This is a genomic window from Micromonospora endolithica (assembly GCF_003626595.1).
Lineage (GTDB): Bacteria > Actinomycetota > Actinomycetes > Mycobacteriales > Micromonosporaceae > Micromonospora > Micromonospora endolithica.
In genome coordinates, this window is record NZ_RBAK01000019.1 from 25,308 (window position 1) to 45,200 (window position 19,893).

Genomic DNA, 19,893 nt, shown 5'->3' on the forward strand with positions numbered 1-19,893 from the left:
TGGTGTAGAGGAAGGGCCCCTTCCTAACACCTCAGCGTCCGGCGAGCGCGTCGCCGAGCGGGGTGCGCCGATAGCGGACGGTCCGGCCGGCGCGGATGCCGGCGACCAGGCCGGCGGCGCGCAGCACGGCGAGGTGGTCGCCGACCCCGCCCAGGCTCAGGCCGAGCTGCGCGACGAGCTGGCTGGTGGTCGCCGGTACGGCGAGGGCCCGCAGGACCGCGGCCCGGCCCCGGCCGAGCAACCGGTCCAGGGCGTCGTCCGGCCGGGCCGGGTCCGGTGGCCCGAGCAGCTCTGCCACGCCGGAGGCCCGGTAGACGATCGCGAACGGCCACGGCGGATCCACATAGTTGATCATTGAGCCGAAGACGGTCGGGATGAAGAGCAGCCCCTGACCGGCCAGGGAACAGGTGCGCCGGTCGGCGTCGGCCACCTCGATGGCACCCAGGTCGCCGTCCGCGACCCACCGCAGGCGGGGGTCCAGGTCCGCGACGGCGGCCCCCCAGCCGTACGCCAGCAGCCGGCCGGCCCGGTGCAGCAGGTCCCGCTCCAGGATCGCCCGTAGCCGGGGCCACTCCGGTTCGACCAGCGTCGTCCAGGCCGCCTCGATCGCGTCGGCCAGCAGGTCCACCACCTGCGGCGAATCGAAGATCCGGCGGGCGTACGTCGGCGGCGTGCGGTGACCGGCGAGGTTGTCGCGCAGTTCGTCGCGCGCCTGGGCGAGTGGGGTGGCCCGCACCACGGCCAGCTCGTCGGCGAAGGTGCGTCCGGTGCCGGCCGGCGGGGGCTGGATGAAGTCGGCGTTGTAGCCGCCCCGGCGCCAGAGGGCCAGGAACGCGCCGACCGCCGGCCTCTCCCGGCGCAGTCGCTCGTACGCCGGCCGGGCCCGGGCCACCCAGGGCGCCAGGGCGGGGGCGGAGACCTGACCGGCGCACAGGCGCAGCGCCGACACCGCCTCGCCCAGCGGGGACACCGCGTACCGGCTGGCCGCGATGTCGGCCGGGGTCACCTCGATCCGCACGCTGCACCTTTCGTCCGACAGCGAAAGGATAGGGCGGTCGGCCGGCGGCCGGCAGGCTGGCCCGGTGACCACGACCAGCGCCGCCGGTTCCGCCGAACGCACCGCCACCTTCCGGGACGTGTTCGCGGTCGCCGAGTTCCGCGCCCTCTTCGCGAGCTTCGGCATCTTCCTCATCGGCGAGACGGTCAAGATGCTCGCCCTGTCGGTGCTGGTCTACGAGCGGACCGGCTCGGGGCTGCTGGCGGCCCTGGCGTACGTCACCGGGTTTCTGCCGCACGCCCTCGGCGGCGTGTTCCTCCTGGCGCTCGCCGACCGGTGGCCGCCCCGGGCGTTGATCGTCGGGTACGACCTGCTGCGACTGGCCATGGTGGCGGTCCTCGCCAGTGGCCTGCTCGCCCCCGGGGCCATGCTCGGGCTGGTCGCCGTCGTCGGCCTGTTCGGCCCGGTGAGCAGCGCCGCCCGCGCCGCGTTGCTGCCGGAGATCCTGCACGGCGACGCGTACGTGCTGGGGCGCTCGCTGCTCACCATGGCCTCCGGCGGCACCCAGGTCGCCGGGTTCGCGGTCGGTGGACTGCTGCTCGGGCTGGTCGGCCCGTACGGCGCGCTCTGGCTCACCGCCGCCACCTGCGCCCTCTCCGCGCTGCTGGTGCGGCTCGGGCTGCCCGTCCGTCCGGCCCGGGCCCGCGCCGGGGGGACGACCGGCGGCCGGGGCGCGGTCCGGGAAACGTGGCGGGTCAACCGGGCGCTCCTCGGCGATCGGCGGATCCGGGGACTCCTGCTGGCCCAGTGGTTGCCCGGTTCGCTGCTGGTCGGTGCCGAGGGGGTCGCCGTCCCGTACGCCGCCGGGTTGGGACCGGGCGCGAGCGCCGGGGTGCTGCTGATGGCCGGCGCCCTCGGGATGCTCGTCGGTGACCTGCTGGTCGGGCGGTTCGTCGCGCCGCGCCGCCGGGAGCGGTGGACGCCGTGGCTGGCGCTGCTGCTCGGCGTACCGATGCTGGTCTTCGTGGCCCGACCGGCGCTGTGGCCGGCGGCGGCCCTGTTCGCGGTGTCCACCGCGGGCTTCGCCTACCAGCTCGGGCTGGCCCGGCGGTTCCTCGACGCGGTCCCCGAGGCCCGACGCGGGCAGGCGTTCGGCCTGCTCAGCACCGGTCTGATGGCGGTGCAGGGGTTGGCCGCGGCGGGTGCCGGCGCGCTGAGCGAGGTGATCGCGCCGGGCGTGGTGATGGCGCTGGCCGGGGCGGCCTCGCTGGTCTGCACACTCGCCCTGTGGCGGGTGCTGTCCCCCGCCGCCGCGCCGCCCGCCGCCGCGCCGCCCGCCGCGCCGATGCGTTAAAAAGGGGCCCTTCCTCTACACCAGACGTTAAAAAGGGGCCCTTCCTTACGCGACACGCGGGGTGGGCGGGGGCGTAGTCGGCCGCGGGTGGCTACCGTGGGCCGGTGGCGAAGGGGAGCGGCCTCGGCGTACGTGGCTGGCTGCTGCTCGGGCTGATCACCGTGGTGGTGCTCGCCGCCACCGGGGTCTGGAACCCGTTCCCCAATCTGTGGGACTGGGCCAACCGCAGCCAGCCCATCTCCGAGCCGGACGTGGTCTGGCAGCAACGCGTCGGTGGCACCCCGCGCAGCGTGACCATCGCCGGGGACACCGTCGTGGTCGAGCAGCGGACCCGGGTCGAGGCCCGCGGTCTGGCCACCGGCGGCAAGCTGTGGGAGCGCAAGGCCGACTGGTCGGCGGTCGCCGGCGCCGACCGGGACGCCGTCGTCGTCGTGGGCAAGCTCCTGGTCAAGGGGTACGAGGTGCTCGACCCCACCACCGGGGTCACCCGGCGGCGCAACGGTGACGCGGTGGCCGTGTGGACGTACCGCAACCTGCTGCTGGACGCGCGCTGCGTGCAACCCACCGACTGCACGATCAGCGCCTGGGATCCGCGCGGCACCGCTCCGTTGTGGACCGCGTTCGTCCCCGGCGTCCGCAGTGGGCTGCTCGGCGACAACCCGGGCCTGCTGGACACCCGCCGCCTCGACGCGTTGCGGGTCGACGAGGAGGTGGCCGGCCCGGAACCGGCGCCCGGCCTGCTCGGCTTCCCGATCGACGGTCGCGTGCACGTGCTGGACACCGCGACCGGGCGGGTGCTCGCCGACGTCGAGCCGGGCCGCGAGGAGCGGCTGTCCGTGGTCGGCGGGCGACTGCTGCGGATCAGCGCCCGCTCCCAGGACGGGACGTGCTACTTCAACATCTCGGCCCGGGACCCGGCCAGCGGGCGGGAGACGTGGCAGCGTCCCGGCCTCAACCTGCGGACCGCCGACGGCGCGGGTTGCGCGCAACGCCAGGACCCGCAGGGTGCCCGCAACGTGCTGCTCGGGGTGGCCCCGGACGGCCGCGAGGCGGTCCTCGACGGGTACGACGGCCGGCTGCTCCTGATCGGCGCGAACGAGGAGCGGGTGCTCGCCGTCGACGACCGGTACGCCCTGGTCCGGGCCGCCGACAAGGGTTCGGTCAGCGGGCGGGATCTGGGCGGGGGGCGGATCCGGTGGAGCCGCCCGGCCGGTCCGAAGGCGAGCGCGGCGCTCACCCCGTACGCGGCGTTGATCGTCGACGAGAAACCGTCCCGGGTGATCGCGCTGCACCCGCGTACCGGTGCCGAACTGGCTGTCCTGCGTACCTCGGCGAACGCCCTCGCGGTCGGCCCGAACGGCATGATCATCGGGGAGGGCCGGGAGATCGGCTACGTACGGTTCGGCGGGGCGGCCGGCGCGCCGCCCGGATCCGGCGACAACCCGGCACCCGGCCCGGCCGGCACCGGCGACGTCCCGGTGCCCGAGGACAGCTGCGGTCCCAAGCGGGAGGCCTGCCCGGACCCCGACCCGGGTAAGGACGGCTGACCCGCCCCCGGGTGAGGACGGCTGACCCGAACGGGTGAGAGCGGCGTCCCAGGACGTACCCGGCGGGTGGGACTGATCGACGGTCCTGCCCTAGGCTTTCCGCTCATGAGCAGTGCCGCCGCGTTCTCGTATGCTCCCTTGCTGCCGACCGGTCCGGACCAGACGGAGTACCGCCTGGTCACCGACGAGGGCGTCGACGTCGTCAACGGCCCCGGGGGCCGTCGTTTCCTCACCGTGGAGCCGGCCGCGCTCACCGCGCTGACCGCCGAGGCGATGCACGACATCGCCCACTTCCTGCGCCCGGCGCACCTGGCCCAGCTGAGGTCGATCATCGACGACCCGGCGGCCTCGCCGAACGACCGCTTCGTCGCCCTCGACCTGCTGCGCAACGCCAACATCGCGGCCGGCGGGGTGCTGCCGATGTGCCAGGACACCGGCACCGCGATCGTGATGGGCAAGCGCGGCCGGCACGTGCTCACCGACGGTGGCGACGCCGAGGCGATCTCCCGGGGCGTCTACCAGGCGTACACGAAGCTCAACCTGCGGTACTCGCAGCTCGCCCCGCTGACCATGTGGGACGAGCGGAACACCGGCAGCAACCTGCCCGCCCAGGTGGAGCTCTACGCCGAGGACCCGGACGGGCACCCCGACGCGTACAAGTTCCTGTTCATGGCCAAGGGCGGCGGCTCGGCCAACAAGTCCTACCTCTACCAGGAGACCAAGGCGCTGCTGAACCCGACGCGGATGATGCAGTTCCTGGAGGAGAAGCTGCGGCTCATCGGCACCGCCGCCTGCCCGCCGTACCACCTGGCGATCGTCATCGGCGGCACCTCCGCCGAGTACGCCCTGAAGACCGCCAAGTACGCCAGCGCCAAGTACCTCGACGCGCTGCCCACCGCGGGTTCGCTGAGCGCACACGGCTTCCGCGACCTGGAGCTGGAGGCGGAGGTGCTGGAGCTGACCCGCAACTTCGGCATCGGCGCGCAGTTCGGCGGCCGGTACTTCTGCCACGACGTCCGGGTGGTCCGGCTGCCCCGGCACGGCGCGTCCTGCCCGGTGGCCATCGCGGTGTCCTGCTCGGCGGACCGGCAGGCGGTTGCCAAGATCACCCCGTCGGGTGTCTGGCTGGAGCGACTGGAGACCGACCCGGCCCGCTACCTGCCCGACGTCACCGACGAGACGCTGGACGCCGAGACGGTCGTCCACGTGGACCTCAACCGCCCGATGGACGAGATCCGCGCCGAGCTGTCGAAGTACCCGGTGAAGACCCGGCTGTCGCTCAGCGGTCCGCTGGTGGTGGCGCGGGACATCGCGCACGCGAAGATCGCCGAGCGGCTCGACGCGGGCGAGCCGATGCCGCAGTACCTGCGCGACCACGCCGTCTATTACGCCGGCCCGGCCAAGACCCCGGAGGGCTACGCCTCCGGCTCGTTCGGCCCGACCACCGCCGGCCGGATGGACGCGTACGTGGAGAAGTTCCAGGCCGCCGGCGGTTCGATGGTGATGCTGGCCAAGGGGAACCGCTCTGCCCAGGTGACCCGCTCCTGCGGGCAGCACGGTGGCTTCTACCTCGGCTCGATCGGTGGCCCGGCCGCCCGGCTCGCCCAGGACTGCATCAAGCACGTCGAAGTGCTGGAGTACGCCGAGCTGGGCATGGAGGCGGTCTGGAAGATCGAGGTGGAGGACTTCCCGGCCTTCATCGTGGTCGACGACAAGGGCAACGACTTCTTCGCCGAGGTGACCAAGCCGGTCCTCACCCTCGGCCGCCGCTGAGGAACTGATCGACATCGGTGCGCCCGCCCGGATCGGTGCCGGACGGGCGCACCGCCCCCGTCGGATGTCGTCGCCGACAACCCGGCAAGAGTCTGCGGCCCACTGCTGTCGATCCGCTATCGGATCGCTATCACCGCCCATGGGCGGCGTGTCACGGCCGGACTACTCTGCTGGTAGTGGGACCACAGCCGGCGGGGGAGCAGATGCGGTTCGGGATCCTGGGGCCCTTGCGGGTCGGCGGCGGCGAGGCCACCGTCACCGCGGGTCGCGACCGGACGGTGCTGGCCATGTTGCTGCTACGCCACGGCCGGATCGTCCCCGCCGACGAACTCGTGGACGCGATCTGGGCGGAACGACCACCGGTCACCGCGCGTACGCAGCTCCAGATCTGCGTCTCCCGGCTGCGGCAACGCCTCACCACACTCGGGCTGTCGGCCGACATGATCGTCACCGACCCCGGCGGCTACGGGATCAGGGTCGACGACGACGACCTGGACGCGATGGTCTTCCGCCGGCACGTCGACGACGCCCGTGCGGCCCTCGCCGCCGGCCGCCCGGATCACGCCCGAGGGCGCTACCGGGCGGCACTGGAGCTGTGGCGCGGCCCGGCGCTGTCCGGCATCACCAGCGACACGGTGCGCCGCCGCGCGCAGACCCTCGACGAGCAGCGCCTCACCGCGCTGGAGGAGTACGTGGACGTCGAGCTTCGTCTCGGCCACGCGGCGGACCTGCTCGACGAGCTGCACGAGAGCGTGGAGCGGCATCCGCTGCGGGAGCGGCTGCGGGCGCAGCTGATGCTCGCGCTCACCACGGTGGGCCGGCAGGCCGCGGCGCTCACCGTCTACCGGGAGGGTCGGCGGCTCTACGCCGAGGAGCTGGGCATCGAGCCCGGCGCGGCGTTGCAGGAGCTGCACCAGCGCGTACTCGCCGGTGACCTGGCGATGGCGGGAGCGCCGCGGGCCACGGCGGCCCCGGTCCGGGGTCTGCCCCGGGCGATCAGCGACTTCACCGGCCGGCAGGACACCGTCGCCCGGCTGCTCAAGGAGATCGAGGAGGACGACGCCCGGATCCAACTGATCGACGGGATGCCGGGCAGCGGCAAGACCACTCTGGCGGTGCACCTCGCCGCCCGGCTCGCCGACCGTTACCCGGACGCGCAGCTCATCATCGACCTGCACGGACACAGTGACCGGGAACCCCTGTCACCGGCGGCGGCCCTGGCCGTGCTGCTGCGACAGCTCGGGGTGCCGAGCGACCGCATCCCGCCGGACGTCGACGAGCGGACCATCCTCTGGCGCAGCGAACTGGCCGACCGGCACGCCATCGTGGTGCTCGACAACGCCGCCACCGCCGACCAGGTCGTGCCGCTGCTGCCCAGCGGGCGGCGCTGCCTCACCCTGATCACCAGCCGACGGCGCCTGATCGGCCTGGACGAGGGTCGGCCGTCGTCGCTGCCGGTGCTCGACCCGGACGAGGCGGTCGAGCTGCTGGCCAGGGTCGCCGGCCGGGAGCGGGTCGCCGCGGAGCCGGCGGGGGCGGCCGAGGTGGTACGGCGGTGCGGGTACCTGCCCCTGGCGATCCGGTTGGCGGGTGCCCGGCTGGCGCACCGCTCGCGGTGGCGGATCGCGGACCTGGCGGAACGCCTCAGCGTCGGCGGGGACCCGCTGGCCGAGCTGGCGGCCGGCGAGCGTTCGGTCGGCCACGCCTTCGCGCTGTCCTACGCGCAGCTGAGCGCGGGTGCGCAGCGGATGTTCCGGCTCCTCGGCCTGCACCCGGGCCAGCGGATCGACAACCGGGTGGCCGCCGCACTGGCCGATCTGCCACTGACCTTCGCGCAGGACCTCCTCGACGAGCTGGTCGACGCCCATCTCGTCGAGGAGCCGGACCCGGGCCGTTACCGTTTCCACGATCTGGTGCGCGACTACGCCCGGTACCTTCTGGCCGAGCCCGCCGTGGCCGCCGACCGGGACGCGGCGCTGGACCGGATGCTCAACACCTACCTCCACGTCGTCGGGCGAATCGGGAGCCTGGTGGACCGGTCGGCGTCCCGCGCCTCCTTCGAACCGCCTCCGGTGGACCGGCCGGACGTGGTCGAAGCGATCGTCGCGCACGGCGTCGACTGGCTGGACGAGAGACGGGCGACCCTGACCGGGCTGGTCGGGCTGGCCGAGCGGGAGGGGCGTCTCGCGGAGTGCTGGCAGCTCGTCCGAGCCGGCTGGAGCTACTGGTTGGCGAGTGGCCAGATCGACGATCTGGTGACCGTCCACCGGACCGGGCTGCGGGCGGCGGAACGACTCGGCGACGACGCCGCGATCGCCACGATGCACAACTACCTGGCCTCCGGCTACTACCGGCTGGGCCGGCACCGGGAGGCGCTGGCCTCGATGGATGTCGCTCTCCGCCTGCGGGAACGGCTCGGCGACCGGCTCGCCCAGGCGGGTTCCCACAAGAACATGGCCATCGTCCTGGCAACCTCCGGTGACATCCGCGCCTCGCTCGCGTCCCTGGAGAAGGCGCTGGTGCTGCTGCGCAGGGAGCGCCACGACCACGGCATCGTGGCGCTCTACACGAACCAGTCGGCGATCCTGCTGATGGCGGGTCGGCCCGCCGAGGCCCTCGCGCTGTCCCGCCGGCAGCTCGCGATGGGACGCGCCCTCGGCGAGCTGTCCTACGTCGTCATCGCGATGGGCCACATCGGCATGGCTCGGGCGCGCCTCGGTGAGCACGGGCCCGCTCGGCGTCGGCTGACCGTGGCGTTGACGCTCAAGCGCCGGCTCGGCAACCGGTACGGCGTGGGCGAGCTGCTCAACGAACTGGGTGCGATCGAGCTGTCGACGGGCCACCCGCAGGCGGCCGTGGACCTGCACCGGGAAGCCCTGATCACCATGACCGAGGTGGGGGACCGGCAGGGCCAGTGCGTGTCCCGGAACCTGCTGGCGCGGGCACTGCGCGTGGCGGGGGACCCGACCAGCGCCTGCGACCTGCACCATCGTGCGCTGGCGGACGCGGTGCGGCTCAACTTCCGGGGCGAGCAGGCGCGCGCGCACGACGGGATCGCCCGTTGCCTCCGGGACAGCGACCCGGCCGCCGCCCGGGGGCACTGGTCCCGGGCGTTGGCGCTGTTCCGCCAGTTGCCGGCGCCCGAGGCGGACGAGGTGGAGCGGCTGCTCGCCGACCTGGACTGAGCGATCATCTGCACGTCCCGGCCGGGCGCGGCAGGATGGAACGCGTGACGACTCCAGAGGCAACCGGGTACCGGATCGAACGCGACTCGATGGGCGAGGTGGAGGTGCCCGCCGAAGCCCTGTGGCGGGCGCAGACGCAACGCGCGGTGCAGAACTTCCCGATCTCCGGCCGGGGCATCGAGCCCGCCCAGATCCGGGCCCTGGCCCAGATCAAGGGGGCGGCGGCCGAGGTCAACGGCGACCTGGGCGTGATCGACGCGAACGTCGCCGCCGCCATCGCCGCCGCCGCCGCGCACGTGGCCGACGGTGGGTACGACGACCAGTTCCCGGTGGACGTCTTCCAGACCGGATCGGGCACGTCGTCCAACATGAACACCAACGAGGTCATCGCCACCCTGGCCACCCGCGAGCTGGGCCGGGACGTGCACCCGAACGACCACGTGAACGCCTCGCAGTCCAGCAACGACGTCTTTCCCTCGTCGATCCACCTGGCGGCGACCGAGGCGGTGGCCGGTGACCTGCTGCCGGCGCTGGCCCACCTCGCGGAGGCGCTGGAGGGCAAGGCGGCCGAGTTCGAGACGGTCGTCAAGGCGGGGCGTACGCACCTGATGGACGCCACACCGGTGACCCTCGGGCAGGAGTTCGGCGGCTACGCGACGCAGGTCCGCTACGGCATCGAGCGGCTGGAGTCGGCGTTGCCCCGGCTCGCCGAGCTGCCGCTGGGCGGTACCGCCGTGGGCACCGGCATCAACACCCCGCTGGGCTTCGCCGCCCGGGTGATCGAGAAGTTGCGGGCGTCCACCGGGCTGCCGGTGACCGAGGCCCGCAACCACTTCGAGGCGCAGGGCGCGCGGGACGCGCTGGTGGAGGTCTCCGGCCAGCTCCGGACGATCGCGGTCGGGCTATACAAGATCGCCAACGACATCCGCTGGATGGGGTCCGGCCCCCGCGCCGGCCTGCGCGAGCTGCGCATCCCCGACCTCCAGCCCGGCTCCTCGATCATGCCGGGCAAGGTGAACCCGGTGGTCGCCGAGGCGATGCGGCAGGTCTGCGCCCAGGTGATCGGCAACGACGCGACCGTGGCGTTCGCCGGTTCCCAGGGTGACTTCGAGCTGAACGTGATGCTCCCGGTGATGGGCCGCAACCTGCTGGAGTCGATCCGGCTGCTGTCCGCGTCGAGCCGGCTCTTCGCGGACCGCCTGGTGGTCGGCCTGGTCGCGGACGCGGAGGTCTGCCTGGCGTACGCGGAAGGCTCGCCGTCGATCGTCACCCCGCTCAACCGCCACCTGGGGTACGACGAGGCGGCCTCGATCGCCAAGGAGGCCCTCGCCAAGCAGATCTCCATCAGGGAGGTGGTGCTCGCGCGCGGTCACGTCGACTCCGGGAAGCTCACCGAGGAGCAGTTGGCGGAGGCCCTGGACCTGCTCCGGATGACCCATCCCTGAGCCGGGCCACCCAGCCGAGGAACCGGTTGAACAGGTCCTTCGGGTCCGGCCCGTCGTACGGATTGAGCCGGTACAGGTCGGCCGCCGCGTCGTACAGCAGCGTGCAGAGGTAGACCCGCAGCGCGACCGGGTCGTGTGCGTACTCCCGGCAGAGGGTGAGGCGCGCGGTCGCGCACGGCCAGGGGGCGGCGCAGGCCCGGCACAGCCAGAGCGGGCGCAGCGCGGTGTGGGCGGCGGGCACGGGCATGGCGGGTCCTTTCGAGCTGATCCGTCGGCGCTCTCACCCCGACGCGGTCACCGCGCGGCGGTGGGACCGCCCGACCCGGGGATGCCGGGCGGTCCCGTGCGGCGTACCGGACCGGGGGACGAGCCGACGCGCCGCCCTTCACACTCTGCTGCTCGGCCCACTACGGTCGGAAGTGTCGAGGGTCGGTTCCGGGGTGGTGCTGCGACCGGACGGTGCGGCGGTGGCGGCCGGCTGGAGCGGGTCGGGTACGACGGTGGAGGGCGGTTGGCGATGGCGGGTGGGCAGATGACCGCGGCGGCGTTCCTGGTGGCGGAACTGCGCCGCGCACGGGTCCGGCGGGGGTGGAGTCAGGAGGATCTGGCCAAGGCCGTCAACTACTCGCCGTCGATGGTCAGCGCGGTGGAGGTCGGCCAGCAGCCGCCCACCGGCAAGTACGTGGAACTGGTCGACGGGGCCCTGGACACCGGTGGCCTCTTCACCCGCATGCTCACCGACCTGGTAAGCCTCGACCGCACCCAACCCTGGCAGCGCGGCTGGCGGGCCATCCTGGCGGACTCGTGGGCACTACGCTGGTTCGACCCGCTGCACGTTCCAGGTCTGGTGCAGACCGAGGCGTATGCGCGCGCGGTCTTCGAGTCCGATCCCCTGCTCGACCCCGAGGAAGTCGAGCGGCGGCTCGCTGAACGGCTGGACAGTCAAGCCGTGCTTCTTGCCGAGCGTCCACCCAAGCTGGTGGGGGTGATGGACGAGTCGGTGCTCCGGCGGGCTGTGGGCGGTCGGAAAGTCATGTGCGATCAGGTCTCTCATCTCGCTCGTCTCGCCATCGAGCACCCGCACGTCCGGATCCAGGTCGTGCCGTTATCGGCGGAGGAATATCCGGGTCTGAACGGTCCGTTCATCCTCGCCAGCATGGCCGGCGGGGCGGAACTCGCCTTCCTCGGCGGTCAGGTCGGAGGGCAGGAACTGGACCGGTCGGCTGATCTCGTGCGACTGCAACGGACCTGGGAGGCTACTCTCGCCGTGGCGTTGCCCCCGCAGGAGTCGATCGAGCGGTTGAGGGAGCTGGCGGAATCATGGAGCTGACCGGCGCTCAGTGGCGCAAGAGTCGTCGAAGTGGCTCCAACGACCAGTGCGTCGAGGTGGCGACGAACCTTTCCGGGGTGGTCGGGGTGCGGGACAGCAAGGATCCGGCGGGGCCGGCGTTGGCTTTTGACGCGTACTCCTGGCGGGTCTTCGTGGCCGCGGTGCCGGGCCGGCCGTGACTGGCCCGCCCGCGGCGGTGATCCACTTGATCCGATGTCGGCGACGGCGAGTGGATCTCACCCTCGGGCGGCGGCCTTGCGGGCGCGGTAGGCGCTGACCGCGGCGCGGTTGCCGCAGTTGGCGTCGCAGAAGCGGCGGGACCGGTTCTTCGAGAGGTCGACCAGCACGTCGTCGCAGTCGGGGTGCTCGCAGACGCGCAGCCGGGACAGCTCGCCCATCCGGACCAGGTCGGCCAGCGCCATCGCGGCCTCGACCGCGATCCGGGTGGCCAGTGGGGCGTCGCGCGGTACGGCGTGGAAGTGGTACGGCTCGTCGTCGTGGGCGATGAGCTGCGGCAGGGCCCGGTGCTCGCGCAGCAGCCCGTTGACGATGGCGACGATCTCGTCGGTGTCGGCGTGCCAGACCCGGCGCAGCCGCGGACGCAGCCGGCGGACCGCCGCCAACTCGGTCTCGGTGTGCTCGTGCCGACCGGTGTACGAGTGCGCGGTGAAGAACTCGTCCAGCGCGGCCACGTCGGGCAGCCCCTCGCCGTCCCGGCCGTCGGTGTTGACGAGCGCGGCGGCGGCGGTCAGCGAGCAGTCGGTGTCATGGGCGAAAAGCATCTTGACTCCTGTCATCGCACGCCCGTAGCGTCATCGGCGTAACTCTAGTTTGGCCATGACACCCTCGTTTCGCCAAGGAGAGACCGATGCGCCAACCCTCGCTCGGCGGTGCCGGCCTCGCCCTGGCCGCGCTCTCCGCGCTGACCTTCGGCACCTCCGGCACGTTCGCCCGCTCGCTGATCGACGCCGGCTGGTCGGCCGAGGCGCTGGTGATCGCGCGGGTCGGCCTCGCCGCCCTGGTGGTGGCGGTGCCGGCGCTGCTGGCCCTGCGCGGCCGGTGGTCGGTGCTGCGGGACAACCTCACCATGGTCGGCGTCTTCGGGCTGCTCGGCGTCGCACTGGCGCAGGTGTGCTTCTTCAACGCGGTGCGCTACCTGCCGGTCGGGCTCGCGTTGCTGCTGGAATACCTGGGGATCGTCGTGGTGGTCGGCTGGATGTGGCTGGTGCACGGCCAGCGTCCCCGCCGCCTCACCGTGGTCGGCTCGGTGGCCGCCCTGGCCGGACTGGTGCTCGTGCTCGACCTGGCCGGCGCGGAACGCCTCGACCCGATCGGCGTGCTGTGGGGACTCGGCGCGGCGTTCGGGCTGGCCGGCTACTACGTCCTCGCCGGGCGGGTCGACCCCCGGCTCCCGTCGGTGGTGCTGGCCGCCGGCGGCATGGGTGTGGGAGCGGTCCTCCTGCTGCTGCTCGGTCTGGTGGGCCTGCTGCCGCTGCGGGCGACCTTCGGTGACGTCGAGTTCGCCGGGCAGACCACCTCGTGGTGGGTGCCGGTCGCGGGTCTGGTGCTCATCGCCGCCGTGGTCGCGTACCTCGCCGGGATCGCGGCGGCCCGCATCCTCGGCGCCCGGCTGGCGTCCTTCGTCGGCCTGACCGAGGTGCTGTTCGCGGTGCTGATCGCCTGGCTGGTGCTGGACGAGCTGCTGACCGTGAAGCAACTCCTGGGCGGTGCGCTGATCGTCGCCGGGGCCGCGCTGGTCCGCCTCGACGAGCTACGCGAACCCGAGCCGACCCCGGACCCGGCGGTCGAACCCGCCCTGGTCAGTGATCGGTGACTCCGGGAGCAAGCCGAATTAACGGATGGAAACGGATAGCTGTCTGGCGTAAACCACATCGGCCTGTTCTGATGGCGTTGCACGTCCCTCAACGAGAGGATTTCATGTGGTGAGCAAGCGCTTCACCGCTGGCGCCGTCGCTACCGCGACGGTGCTGGCACTGACGGTCACCGGGCTGAGCGTGCCGGCTGCCGCCGCCCCGTCCGACTCCCGGACGTTCACCGTGGTGGCCGAGGACGGCACCACCGTCGACGCCGCCATCGCCGCGATCAAGGCGGCCGGCGGGACCGTGGTATCCCGGTCCGACGAGGTCGGCATGTTCCAGGTGACCAGCGACCGGGCCGACTTCGCGGCGAAGGCGACCGCGTCCAAGACCCTGGTCGGCGCCGCCGAGCAGAAGGCGATCGGCCGCAAGCCGAAGCTCGACCGGGTCGAGCAGGAGAACCTGCTGGCCGCCGTCGCGCAGAAGGGCACGGCCGCCAAGCGGGCCAAGAAGTTGGACCCGCTGGACGACAAGCTGTGGGGTCTGGACATGATCCGGGCCGACAAGGCGCGCAAGATCGAGCCGGGTGACCGGCGGGTCACCGTCGGCGTGCTGGACACCGGTCTGGACGCCAGCCACCCGGACATCGCGCCCAACTTCGACTGGACGCTGTCGCGCAACTTCGCGCCGGACATCGTCGACATCGACGGTGAGTGCGAGGTGCCGAGCTGCGTGGACGCGGTCGGTACCGACGACGGCGGTCACGGTACGCACGTCGGCGGCACGATCGGTGCGGCGGCGAACGGTTTCGGCCTCTCCGGTGTCGCCCCGAAGGTCTCCCTGGTGGAACTCAAGGGCGGCCAGGACTCCGGCTACTTCTTCCTGGAGCCGGTGGTCAACTCGCTGCTGCACGCCGGCCGCTCCGGGCTCGACGTGGTCAACATGTCGTTCTACGTCGACCCGTGGCTCTACAACTGCACCGCCAACCCGGCCGACTCCCCCGAGGACCAGGCCGAGCAGCGCGCCATCATCAAGGCGATGAAGCGGGCGCTGACCTTCGCGCACAACAAGGGCGTCACCCTGGTCGGTGCGCTCGGCAACAACAACGAGGACCTGGGCAACCCGCGGGTCGACGAGTCGAGCCCGGACTACGGCGCCGACCCGTACCCGCGGCCGATCGACAACGAGAGCTGCTGGGACCTCCCCGCCGAGGGCCCGCACGTCATCGGCGTCTCCTCGGTCGGGCCGTCCGGCAAGAAGTCGGACTTCTCGAACTACGGCACCGAGCAGATCTCCGTCGCCGCCCCGGGTGGCTGGTTCCGGGACGGTTTCGGCACCGACACCTTCCGCACCGACGCCAACATGATCCTCTCCACGTACCCGAAGAAGGTGCTGCAGGAGGAGGGCTCGGTCGACCCGGACGGCAACATCGTCGAGGGCTTCGAGGAGTCGGTGTTCAAGGAGTGCAAGGCCAACGGTGAGTGTGGGTACTACACGTACCTCCAGGGCACCTCGATGGCGGCGCCGCACGCCGCCGGTGTGGCCGCACTGATCGTCAGCCGGTTCGGCAAGGTGGAGCGCCGGGGCGGCTTCGGCCTGAGCCCGGACGTGGTGGAGCAGCACCTCTACCGCACCGCCGCCGAGCACGCCTGCCCGGAGCCGCGGCTCCAGCAGTACCGCAACGAGGGCCGGGACGAGACCTACGACGCGTACTGCGCCGGTGGGCTCAACTTCAACGGCTTCTACGGCTACGGGATCGTCGACGCCTACGCGGCGGTGAAGACCCCCCTCAAGCCGAACGCCCGCCCGTAACGGGTGCACCCTCCGGGGCCCGGTCGACCACGGTCGGCCGGGCCCTCGGCGTCCCGCCCGATCACGAGGTGGGGCGGCGTCCACTCGGGTTCCGTGATGTCGGGGTTTCCCGGCGACGGGACACCCCGACATCAGGGATGTCGAGCGGATCAAGAGGCGGCCTCACCTGCGCCAGCCTCGGGCGGCCAGCGCGATCCGCACCTCGCGAAGCACTCCGGGGAAGTCCCGGTGCAGGCGGCGGCTGGTCACGTGCAGCACCAGCCAGCCGGCCGCAACCAGGCCGTTGAGGCGGGCCCGGTCGACGTGCAGCCGGTCGGCCTCGGCGTGCCACTGCCCGTCGTACTCGACCGCGACCCGGTGCTCCGGCCACGCCAGGTCGGGGTGCACCACCCGGCCGCACGGCAGCCGCACCGGGTGCTGGGTGACCGGTCGGGGCAGCCCGGCCAGCACCAGCCGTAACCGCAGGTGCGACTCGGGCGCCGACTGCGCACCGCCGTCGGCCAGGCCGAACAGCCACGCGGCCCGCCTCGACCCGGGCCGGCCCAGGTGCTGCTCCGCCGTCGCCATCAGCGCGGCGGGGGTGGTGAGGCCCCGACCGAGGAGCGCGTCGATGATGCCGATCGCCCGGACGGGATCCAACCAGGCCGCCGTCTCCCACGCCGCCCGCTCGGGTGAGGTCCGGGCCAAGGCCGGAGCCCGCGCTCCGGCCTGCCCGGTCGCGGGCGTCGCGAGCGTGCCGGGAGCACCTGTCACGGCGTGCCCGGTCGCGGGCGTCGCGAGCGTGCCGGGAGCACCTGTCACGTGTAGCCGGATCCCCTGCTGCGCGCCGATTCGGCGGTGGCCGGGAACCAGCACGTGCACGTCGTCGGTGAAGCTCGCGGCGTGCTCGACGCCGTGCAGGTAGGCGGCCGAGGGACCGGCGATCCACACGCCGGCCGGCAGGCGCAGCGCGGCGGCCCGGCAGGCGAGACCGTGGTCCCGTTCGAGGCGGGCGTCGGCGTACACGTCGTGTCGCAGCCGCACCCACGCGGAACTGCGCAACTGGTGCTCGGTGAGCAGGTTGCGGGCGATCACGTCCGAGCCGCGGAAGACCTGCCGGGCCAGTACGGCGGGACGGTGCGGTCGAGGGGGCATGGCGACAGCCTGCGTCGCCGGCCGTCCACCCCGACACCCCTGTGGACAACCACCCACCCCCGCCCGGAAGCCCCCTGTGGACAACCGTCGGCGAGCCGCCCGAGTGTGGTATTCGGAAGATCGACTCGTCTTCAGTGAAGTCGCGGTGTCCCGACTACGAGGATGCCCCGACTTCAGTGAAGACGAGTCGATCAAGAACCGCCGAGGGCGGCGGCGACGGCCTCGGCGGCGGCACTCACCTGGGTACCGACCGTCGCCACCTCCAGCGGCGCCAGGGCCACCACGCCGACGCTCGCCTCCAGGCCGGGTACGCCGAGCACCGGAGCGGCCACCCCGTACGCCCCGGGTTGCAACTCCCCGACGGTGCTCACCGGGCCGACGGCGCCGGACCGGCCGGCGAGGATGGCCCGTCCCGCCGCACCGCGTTCCAGCGGGTGCCGGGCGCCCGTCCGGTAGGCCACGTGGAACGCCGTCCAGCTCGGCTCCACCACCGCCAGGGCCACCCCCTCGCCGCCCTCGACCACGGTGAGGTGGGCGGTGGCCCCAACCTGCTCGGCGAGCCGGCGCAGCGCGGGCAGCGCGCCCTCGGCGAGCAGGGGTTGGGCCCGCCGGGCCAACTGGAGCACGCCGGCACCGAGGCGCAGCCGGCCCTCCGGATCCCGGCGCAGCATGCCGTGCCCGGCCAGGGCGCCGACCAGCCGGTACACCGCCGCGCGGCCGATGCCCAGCCGCTGGGCCGCCTCGGTGACGGTCAACCCGCCCGGCGCGTCGGCCACCAGGTGCAGCAGCCGCAGACCCCGGTCGAGGGTCTGGGCGATCTCGCCGCCGGATCCGGCCGTGGTGTCCACGCCAGCAGCGTACGACCCGGCTCCGGCCGACCCTCGGCAGCGCGGACCGATACCCTTGTCCGGTGACGCTACGCCTGTATGACACCGCCACCCGATCGGTGCGGGACTTCGTCCCCCGGGAAGCCGGCAAGGTGGGCGTCTACCTGTGTGGTCTCACCCTCCAGGGCCCGCCGCACATCGGTCACCTTCGCTCGGGCGTCAACTACGACGTGTTGCGGCGCTGGCTGGTCTCCGGCGGCTTCGAGGTCACCTTCATCCGCAACCTGACCGACATCGACGACAAGATCCTGGTCAAGGCGGGCGAGCAGGACCGGCCGTTCTGGTCGATCGCGTACGCCAACGAGCTGAAGCTGACCGCGGCCTACCGCGCGTTGAACGTGCTGCCCCCGACGTACGAGCCCCGGGCCACCGGGCACATCCCGGAGATGCACGAGCTGATCGCCAAGCTGATCGCCGACGGGCACGCCTACCCGGCCACCGACGGCTCCGGCGACGTCTACTTCGACGTGCGGTCCTGGCCGGCGTACGGGTCGCTGTCCAACCAGTCACCGGACGACATGCAGTCCGCCGGGGACGCGCCGGAGCGCGGCAAGCGCGACCCGCGCGACTTCGCGCTGTGGAAGGGCGCCAAACCGGGCGAGCCGGCCGACGCGCACTGGCCGTCGCCGTGGGGCCAGGGCCGTCCCGGCTGGCACATCGAATGCTCGGCGATGTGCTGGCGTTACCTGGGTGCCGAGTTCGACATCCACGGCGGTGGCTTGGACCTGACGTTCCCCCACCACGAGAACGAGCTGGCCCAGTCCCGGGCGGCCGGGCTGCCGTTCGCCCGCTATTGGGTGCACCACGGCCTGCTCAGCATCGGCGGCGCGAAGATGGGCAAGTCGGCCGGCAACAGCCTCGACCTGAGCTACGTCGGCTCCCTGGGCGTACGGCCGGTGGAACTGCGCTACTACTACGCGGCGGCCCACTACCGGTCGGTGATCGACTACTCGGAGGAGGCGCTGCGCGAGTCGGCCGTGGCGTACCGGCGGGTCGAGGGTTTCGTGCGGCGCGCGGCCGAGCGGGTCGGCGCGGGTCAGCTCGGTGCCCTGCCGGCGGCGTTCGCCGCCGCGATGGACGACGACCTGAACACCTCGGCGGCGCTCGCCGTCCTGCACGAGGTGGTCCGGGACGGCAACACGGCCCTGGCCGGCGGCGACGATGTGACCGTCCGCACGGCACTCGGCGAGGCCCGGGCGATGCTGGATATCCTCGGGGTGGACCCCCTCGACCCGGCGTGGACCGGTGGCGGTCGCGCGGACGACCTGCGCGGCGTGGTGGACTCCCTGATCGCGCTGGCCCTGGAGCAGCGCGCGCAGGCGCGCGGCCGGAAGGACTGGGCCGCCGCGGACGCCGTACGCGACCAGCTCCGGCAGGCCGGCGTGGTCGTCGAGGACACCCCCCAGGGCCCCCGTTGGACTATTGGAGAGCAGGACTGATGGCCGGCAACTCGCAGCGCCGTGGCCGACGGCTGACGCCGAAGGCGGGCGCCCCCAAGGGCTCCGGCGGCAAGAACAAGGACTCCCTCGCCGGGCGGGGCAAGACCCTGCCGGCCGACGAGCGGCCCTGGCACAAGGCATACTCGGGCACCGAGAAGCTGCCCCAGCGCACCGCCTGGAAGCAGGACAAGGAGCGCCGGGCGGCGGCCGAGGAGGGGCGCGCCCCGAAGATCGGCCAGCCGGGCAGCAAGGACACCACCTGGGGCAAGGGCGGCGGCCGGGGCACCCCGGCCGGCGGCGGTCGAGCCGGTGCCGGCCGGGGCGGCAAGCCCACCGCCGGTCGCGGTGGCCCCCGGGTCGCGCCGGGCCGCCGGTCCAACCCGTCGAAGGACACCCCGGAACTGCTGGTCGGCCGCAACCCGGTGCTGGAGTCGCTGCGCGCGCAGGTGCCGGCGACGGCGCTCTACACCGCGCAGGGCATCGAGTCCGACGACCGGGTCAACGAGATCGTCCGCACCGCCGCCGACCGGGGCATCGCGATCCTGGAGATCAGCCGCGCCGAGTTGGACCGGATGACCGGCGGTGTGCTGCACCAAGGCGTTGGCCTCCAGGTGCCGCCGTTCGCGTACGAGCCGTTCGAGGACCTGGTGGCGGCGGCGCTGGAGCAGACGGCCCCGCTGCTGGTGGCGCTGGACGGCGTCACCGACCCGCGCAACCTCGGCGCGGTGATCCGGTCCGCCGCCGCGTTCGGCGCGCAGGGTGTCTTCGTACCCGAGCGTCGGGCCGCCGGGATCACCGCGACCGCCTGGCGGACCAGTGCCGGCGCGGCCGCGCGGGTCCCGGTCGCCCAGGTCACCAACCTGACCCGGTCGCTCAAGGCCTGCCAGGAAGCCGGGTTCATGGTGGTCGGCCTGGACGCCGACGGCGACACCGACCTCTACGACCTGGAGGTGGCGGTCGGCCCGCTGGTCGTGGTGGTGGGTTCCGAGGGCCGGGGGCTGTCCCGGCTGGTCGGCGAGACCTGCGACCTGACCGTCAGCATCCCGATGGTCTCCGACGTCGAGTCGCTCAACGCGAGCGTCGCCGCCGCCGTGACGCTCGCCGAGGTGGCGCGCCGCCGGGCCGCCGAGGTCTGACCGCACCAGCACACACGAAAGGGGCGGTCCGCCGAAG

General features: G+C 73.0%; 16 protein-coding genes. 11 read left to right on the forward strand and 5 right to left on the reverse strand.

Annotated features, from left to right (window positions below; all coding sequences use genetic code 11):
• Positions 1-31 precede the first annotated feature (31 nt).
• The gene (locus tag D7223_RS29970) at positions 32-1,018 is read right to left on the reverse strand and encodes an ArsR/SmtB family transcription factor (RefSeq protein ID WP_120732639.1); all 987 of its coding nucleotides are present in this window, start codon (positions 1,016-1,018) and stop codon (positions 32-34) included.
• A gap of 64 nt (positions 1,019-1,082) precedes the next feature.
• Between D7223_RS29970 and D7223_RS29975 the strand changes: the two genes are divergently transcribed.
• The 5 genes from D7223_RS29975 (at position 1,083) to D7223_RS29995 (ending at position 10,301) form a co-directional block, all read left to right on the forward strand.
• Positions 1,083-2,351, forward strand: a complete 1,269-nt coding sequence (locus D7223_RS29975) for an MFS transporter (RefSeq protein WP_238162287.1) — start codon at positions 1,083-1,085, stop codon at positions 2,349-2,351.
• A gap of 104 nt (positions 2,352-2,455) precedes the next feature.
• Positions 2,456-3,898 (forward strand): PQQ-binding-like beta-propeller repeat protein, encoded by a 1,443-nt coding sequence (locus tag D7223_RS29980; RefSeq protein WP_120732643.1) that lies wholly within the window; start codon positions 2,456-2,458, stop codon positions 3,896-3,898.
• 105 nt (positions 3,899-4,003) lie between these two features.
• Complete coding sequence (locus tag D7223_RS29985) at positions 4,004-5,671, forward strand: fumarate hydratase (RefSeq protein WP_120732645.1); 1,668 nt, start codon at positions 4,004-4,006, stop codon at positions 5,669-5,671.
• Positions 5,672-5,874: 203 nt separating this feature from the next.
• Positions 5,875-8,856: an AfsR/SARP family transcriptional regulator gene (locus D7223_RS29990; protein WP_120732647.1), complete on the forward strand. Its 2,982-nt coding sequence runs from the start codon at positions 5,875-5,877 to the stop codon at positions 8,854-8,856.
• A gap of 44 nt (positions 8,857-8,900) precedes the next feature.
• Positions 8,901-10,301, forward strand: coding sequence for a class II fumarate hydratase (locus D7223_RS29995; protein WP_120732649.1), 1,401 nt, complete (start codon positions 8,901-8,903; stop codon positions 10,299-10,301).
• Here D7223_RS29995 and D7223_RS30000 read toward each other — a convergent pair.
• On the reverse strand, positions 10,246-10,548 hold the full coding sequence (locus D7223_RS30000; protein WP_120732651.1) for a hypothetical protein: 303 nt from the start codon (positions 10,546-10,548) through the stop codon (positions 10,246-10,248). The two genes, D7223_RS29995 and D7223_RS30000, sit on opposite strands and share 56 nt — an antisense overlap.
• Before the next feature lie 270 nt (positions 10,549-10,818).
• On the opposite strand from D7223_RS30000, the gene D7223_RS30005 reads away from it, so the two are divergent.
• Both D7223_RS30005 and D7223_RS30010 read left to right on the forward strand, forming a co-directional pair.
• Positions 10,819-11,631, forward strand: coding sequence for a helix-turn-helix domain-containing protein (locus tag D7223_RS30005; protein WP_120732653.1), 813 nt, complete (start codon positions 10,819-10,821; stop codon positions 11,629-11,631).
• Entirely contained in the window at positions 11,622-11,810 is a 189-nt protein-coding gene (locus tag D7223_RS30010) for a DUF397 domain-containing protein (RefSeq protein ID WP_120732655.1), read from the forward strand. Before D7223_RS30005 ends, D7223_RS30010 begins: the two co-directional genes overlap by 10 nt.
• A gap of 57 nt (positions 11,811-11,867) precedes the next feature.
• Here D7223_RS30010 and D7223_RS30015 read toward each other — a convergent pair whose 3' ends face one another.
• The gene (locus D7223_RS30015) at positions 11,868-12,413 is read right to left on the reverse strand and encodes a CGNR zinc finger domain-containing protein (RefSeq protein WP_120732658.1); all 546 of its coding nucleotides are present in this window, start codon (positions 12,411-12,413) and stop codon (positions 11,868-11,870) included.
• Positions 12,414-12,499: 86 nt separating this feature from the next.
• On the opposite strand from D7223_RS30015, the gene D7223_RS30020 reads away from it, so the two are divergent.
• Together D7223_RS30020 and D7223_RS30025 are read left to right on the forward strand one after the other, a co-directional pair.
• Complete coding sequence (locus tag D7223_RS30020; protein ID WP_120732659.1) at positions 12,500-13,465, forward strand: EamA family transporter; 966 nt, start codon at positions 12,500-12,502, stop codon at positions 13,463-13,465.
• Positions 13,466-13,574: 109 nt separating this feature from the next.
• Positions 13,575-15,260, forward strand: a complete 1,686-nt coding sequence (locus D7223_RS30025) for a S8 family serine peptidase (protein ID WP_120732746.1) — start codon at positions 13,575-13,577, stop codon at positions 15,258-15,260.
• Positions 15,261-15,422: 162 nt separating this feature from the next.
• Here D7223_RS30025 and D7223_RS30030 read toward each other — a convergent pair whose 3' ends face one another.
• Both D7223_RS30030 and D7223_RS30035 read right to left on the reverse strand, forming a co-directional pair.
• Positions 15,423-16,394, reverse strand: coding sequence for a hypothetical protein (locus D7223_RS30030; protein WP_120732661.1), 972 nt, complete (start codon positions 16,392-16,394; stop codon positions 15,423-15,425).
• Between the two features lie 191 nt (positions 16,395-16,585).
• Positions 16,586-17,242 (reverse strand): IclR family transcriptional regulator, encoded by a 657-nt coding sequence (locus D7223_RS30035; protein ID WP_120732663.1) that lies wholly within the window; start codon positions 17,240-17,242, stop codon positions 16,586-16,588.
• A gap of 62 nt (positions 17,243-17,304) precedes the next feature.
• Here D7223_RS30035 and cysS point away from each other — a divergent pair, with 62 nt between their 5' ends.
• Together cysS and rlmB are read left to right on the forward strand one after the other, a co-directional pair.
• Complete coding sequence (gene cysS, locus D7223_RS30040) at positions 17,305-18,720, forward strand: cysteine--tRNA ligase (RefSeq protein ID WP_120732664.1); 1,416 nt, start codon at positions 17,305-17,307, stop codon at positions 18,718-18,720.
• A complete protein-coding gene (rlmB, locus tag D7223_RS30045; RefSeq protein ID WP_120732666.1) occupies positions 18,720-19,856 on the forward strand; it encodes a 23S rRNA (guanosine(2251)-2'-O)-methyltransferase RlmB in 1,137 nt (378 codons plus the stop codon). The genes cysS and rlmB overlap by 1 nt, the downstream gene beginning before the upstream one ends.
• Positions 19,857-19,893: the final 37 nt, after the last annotated feature.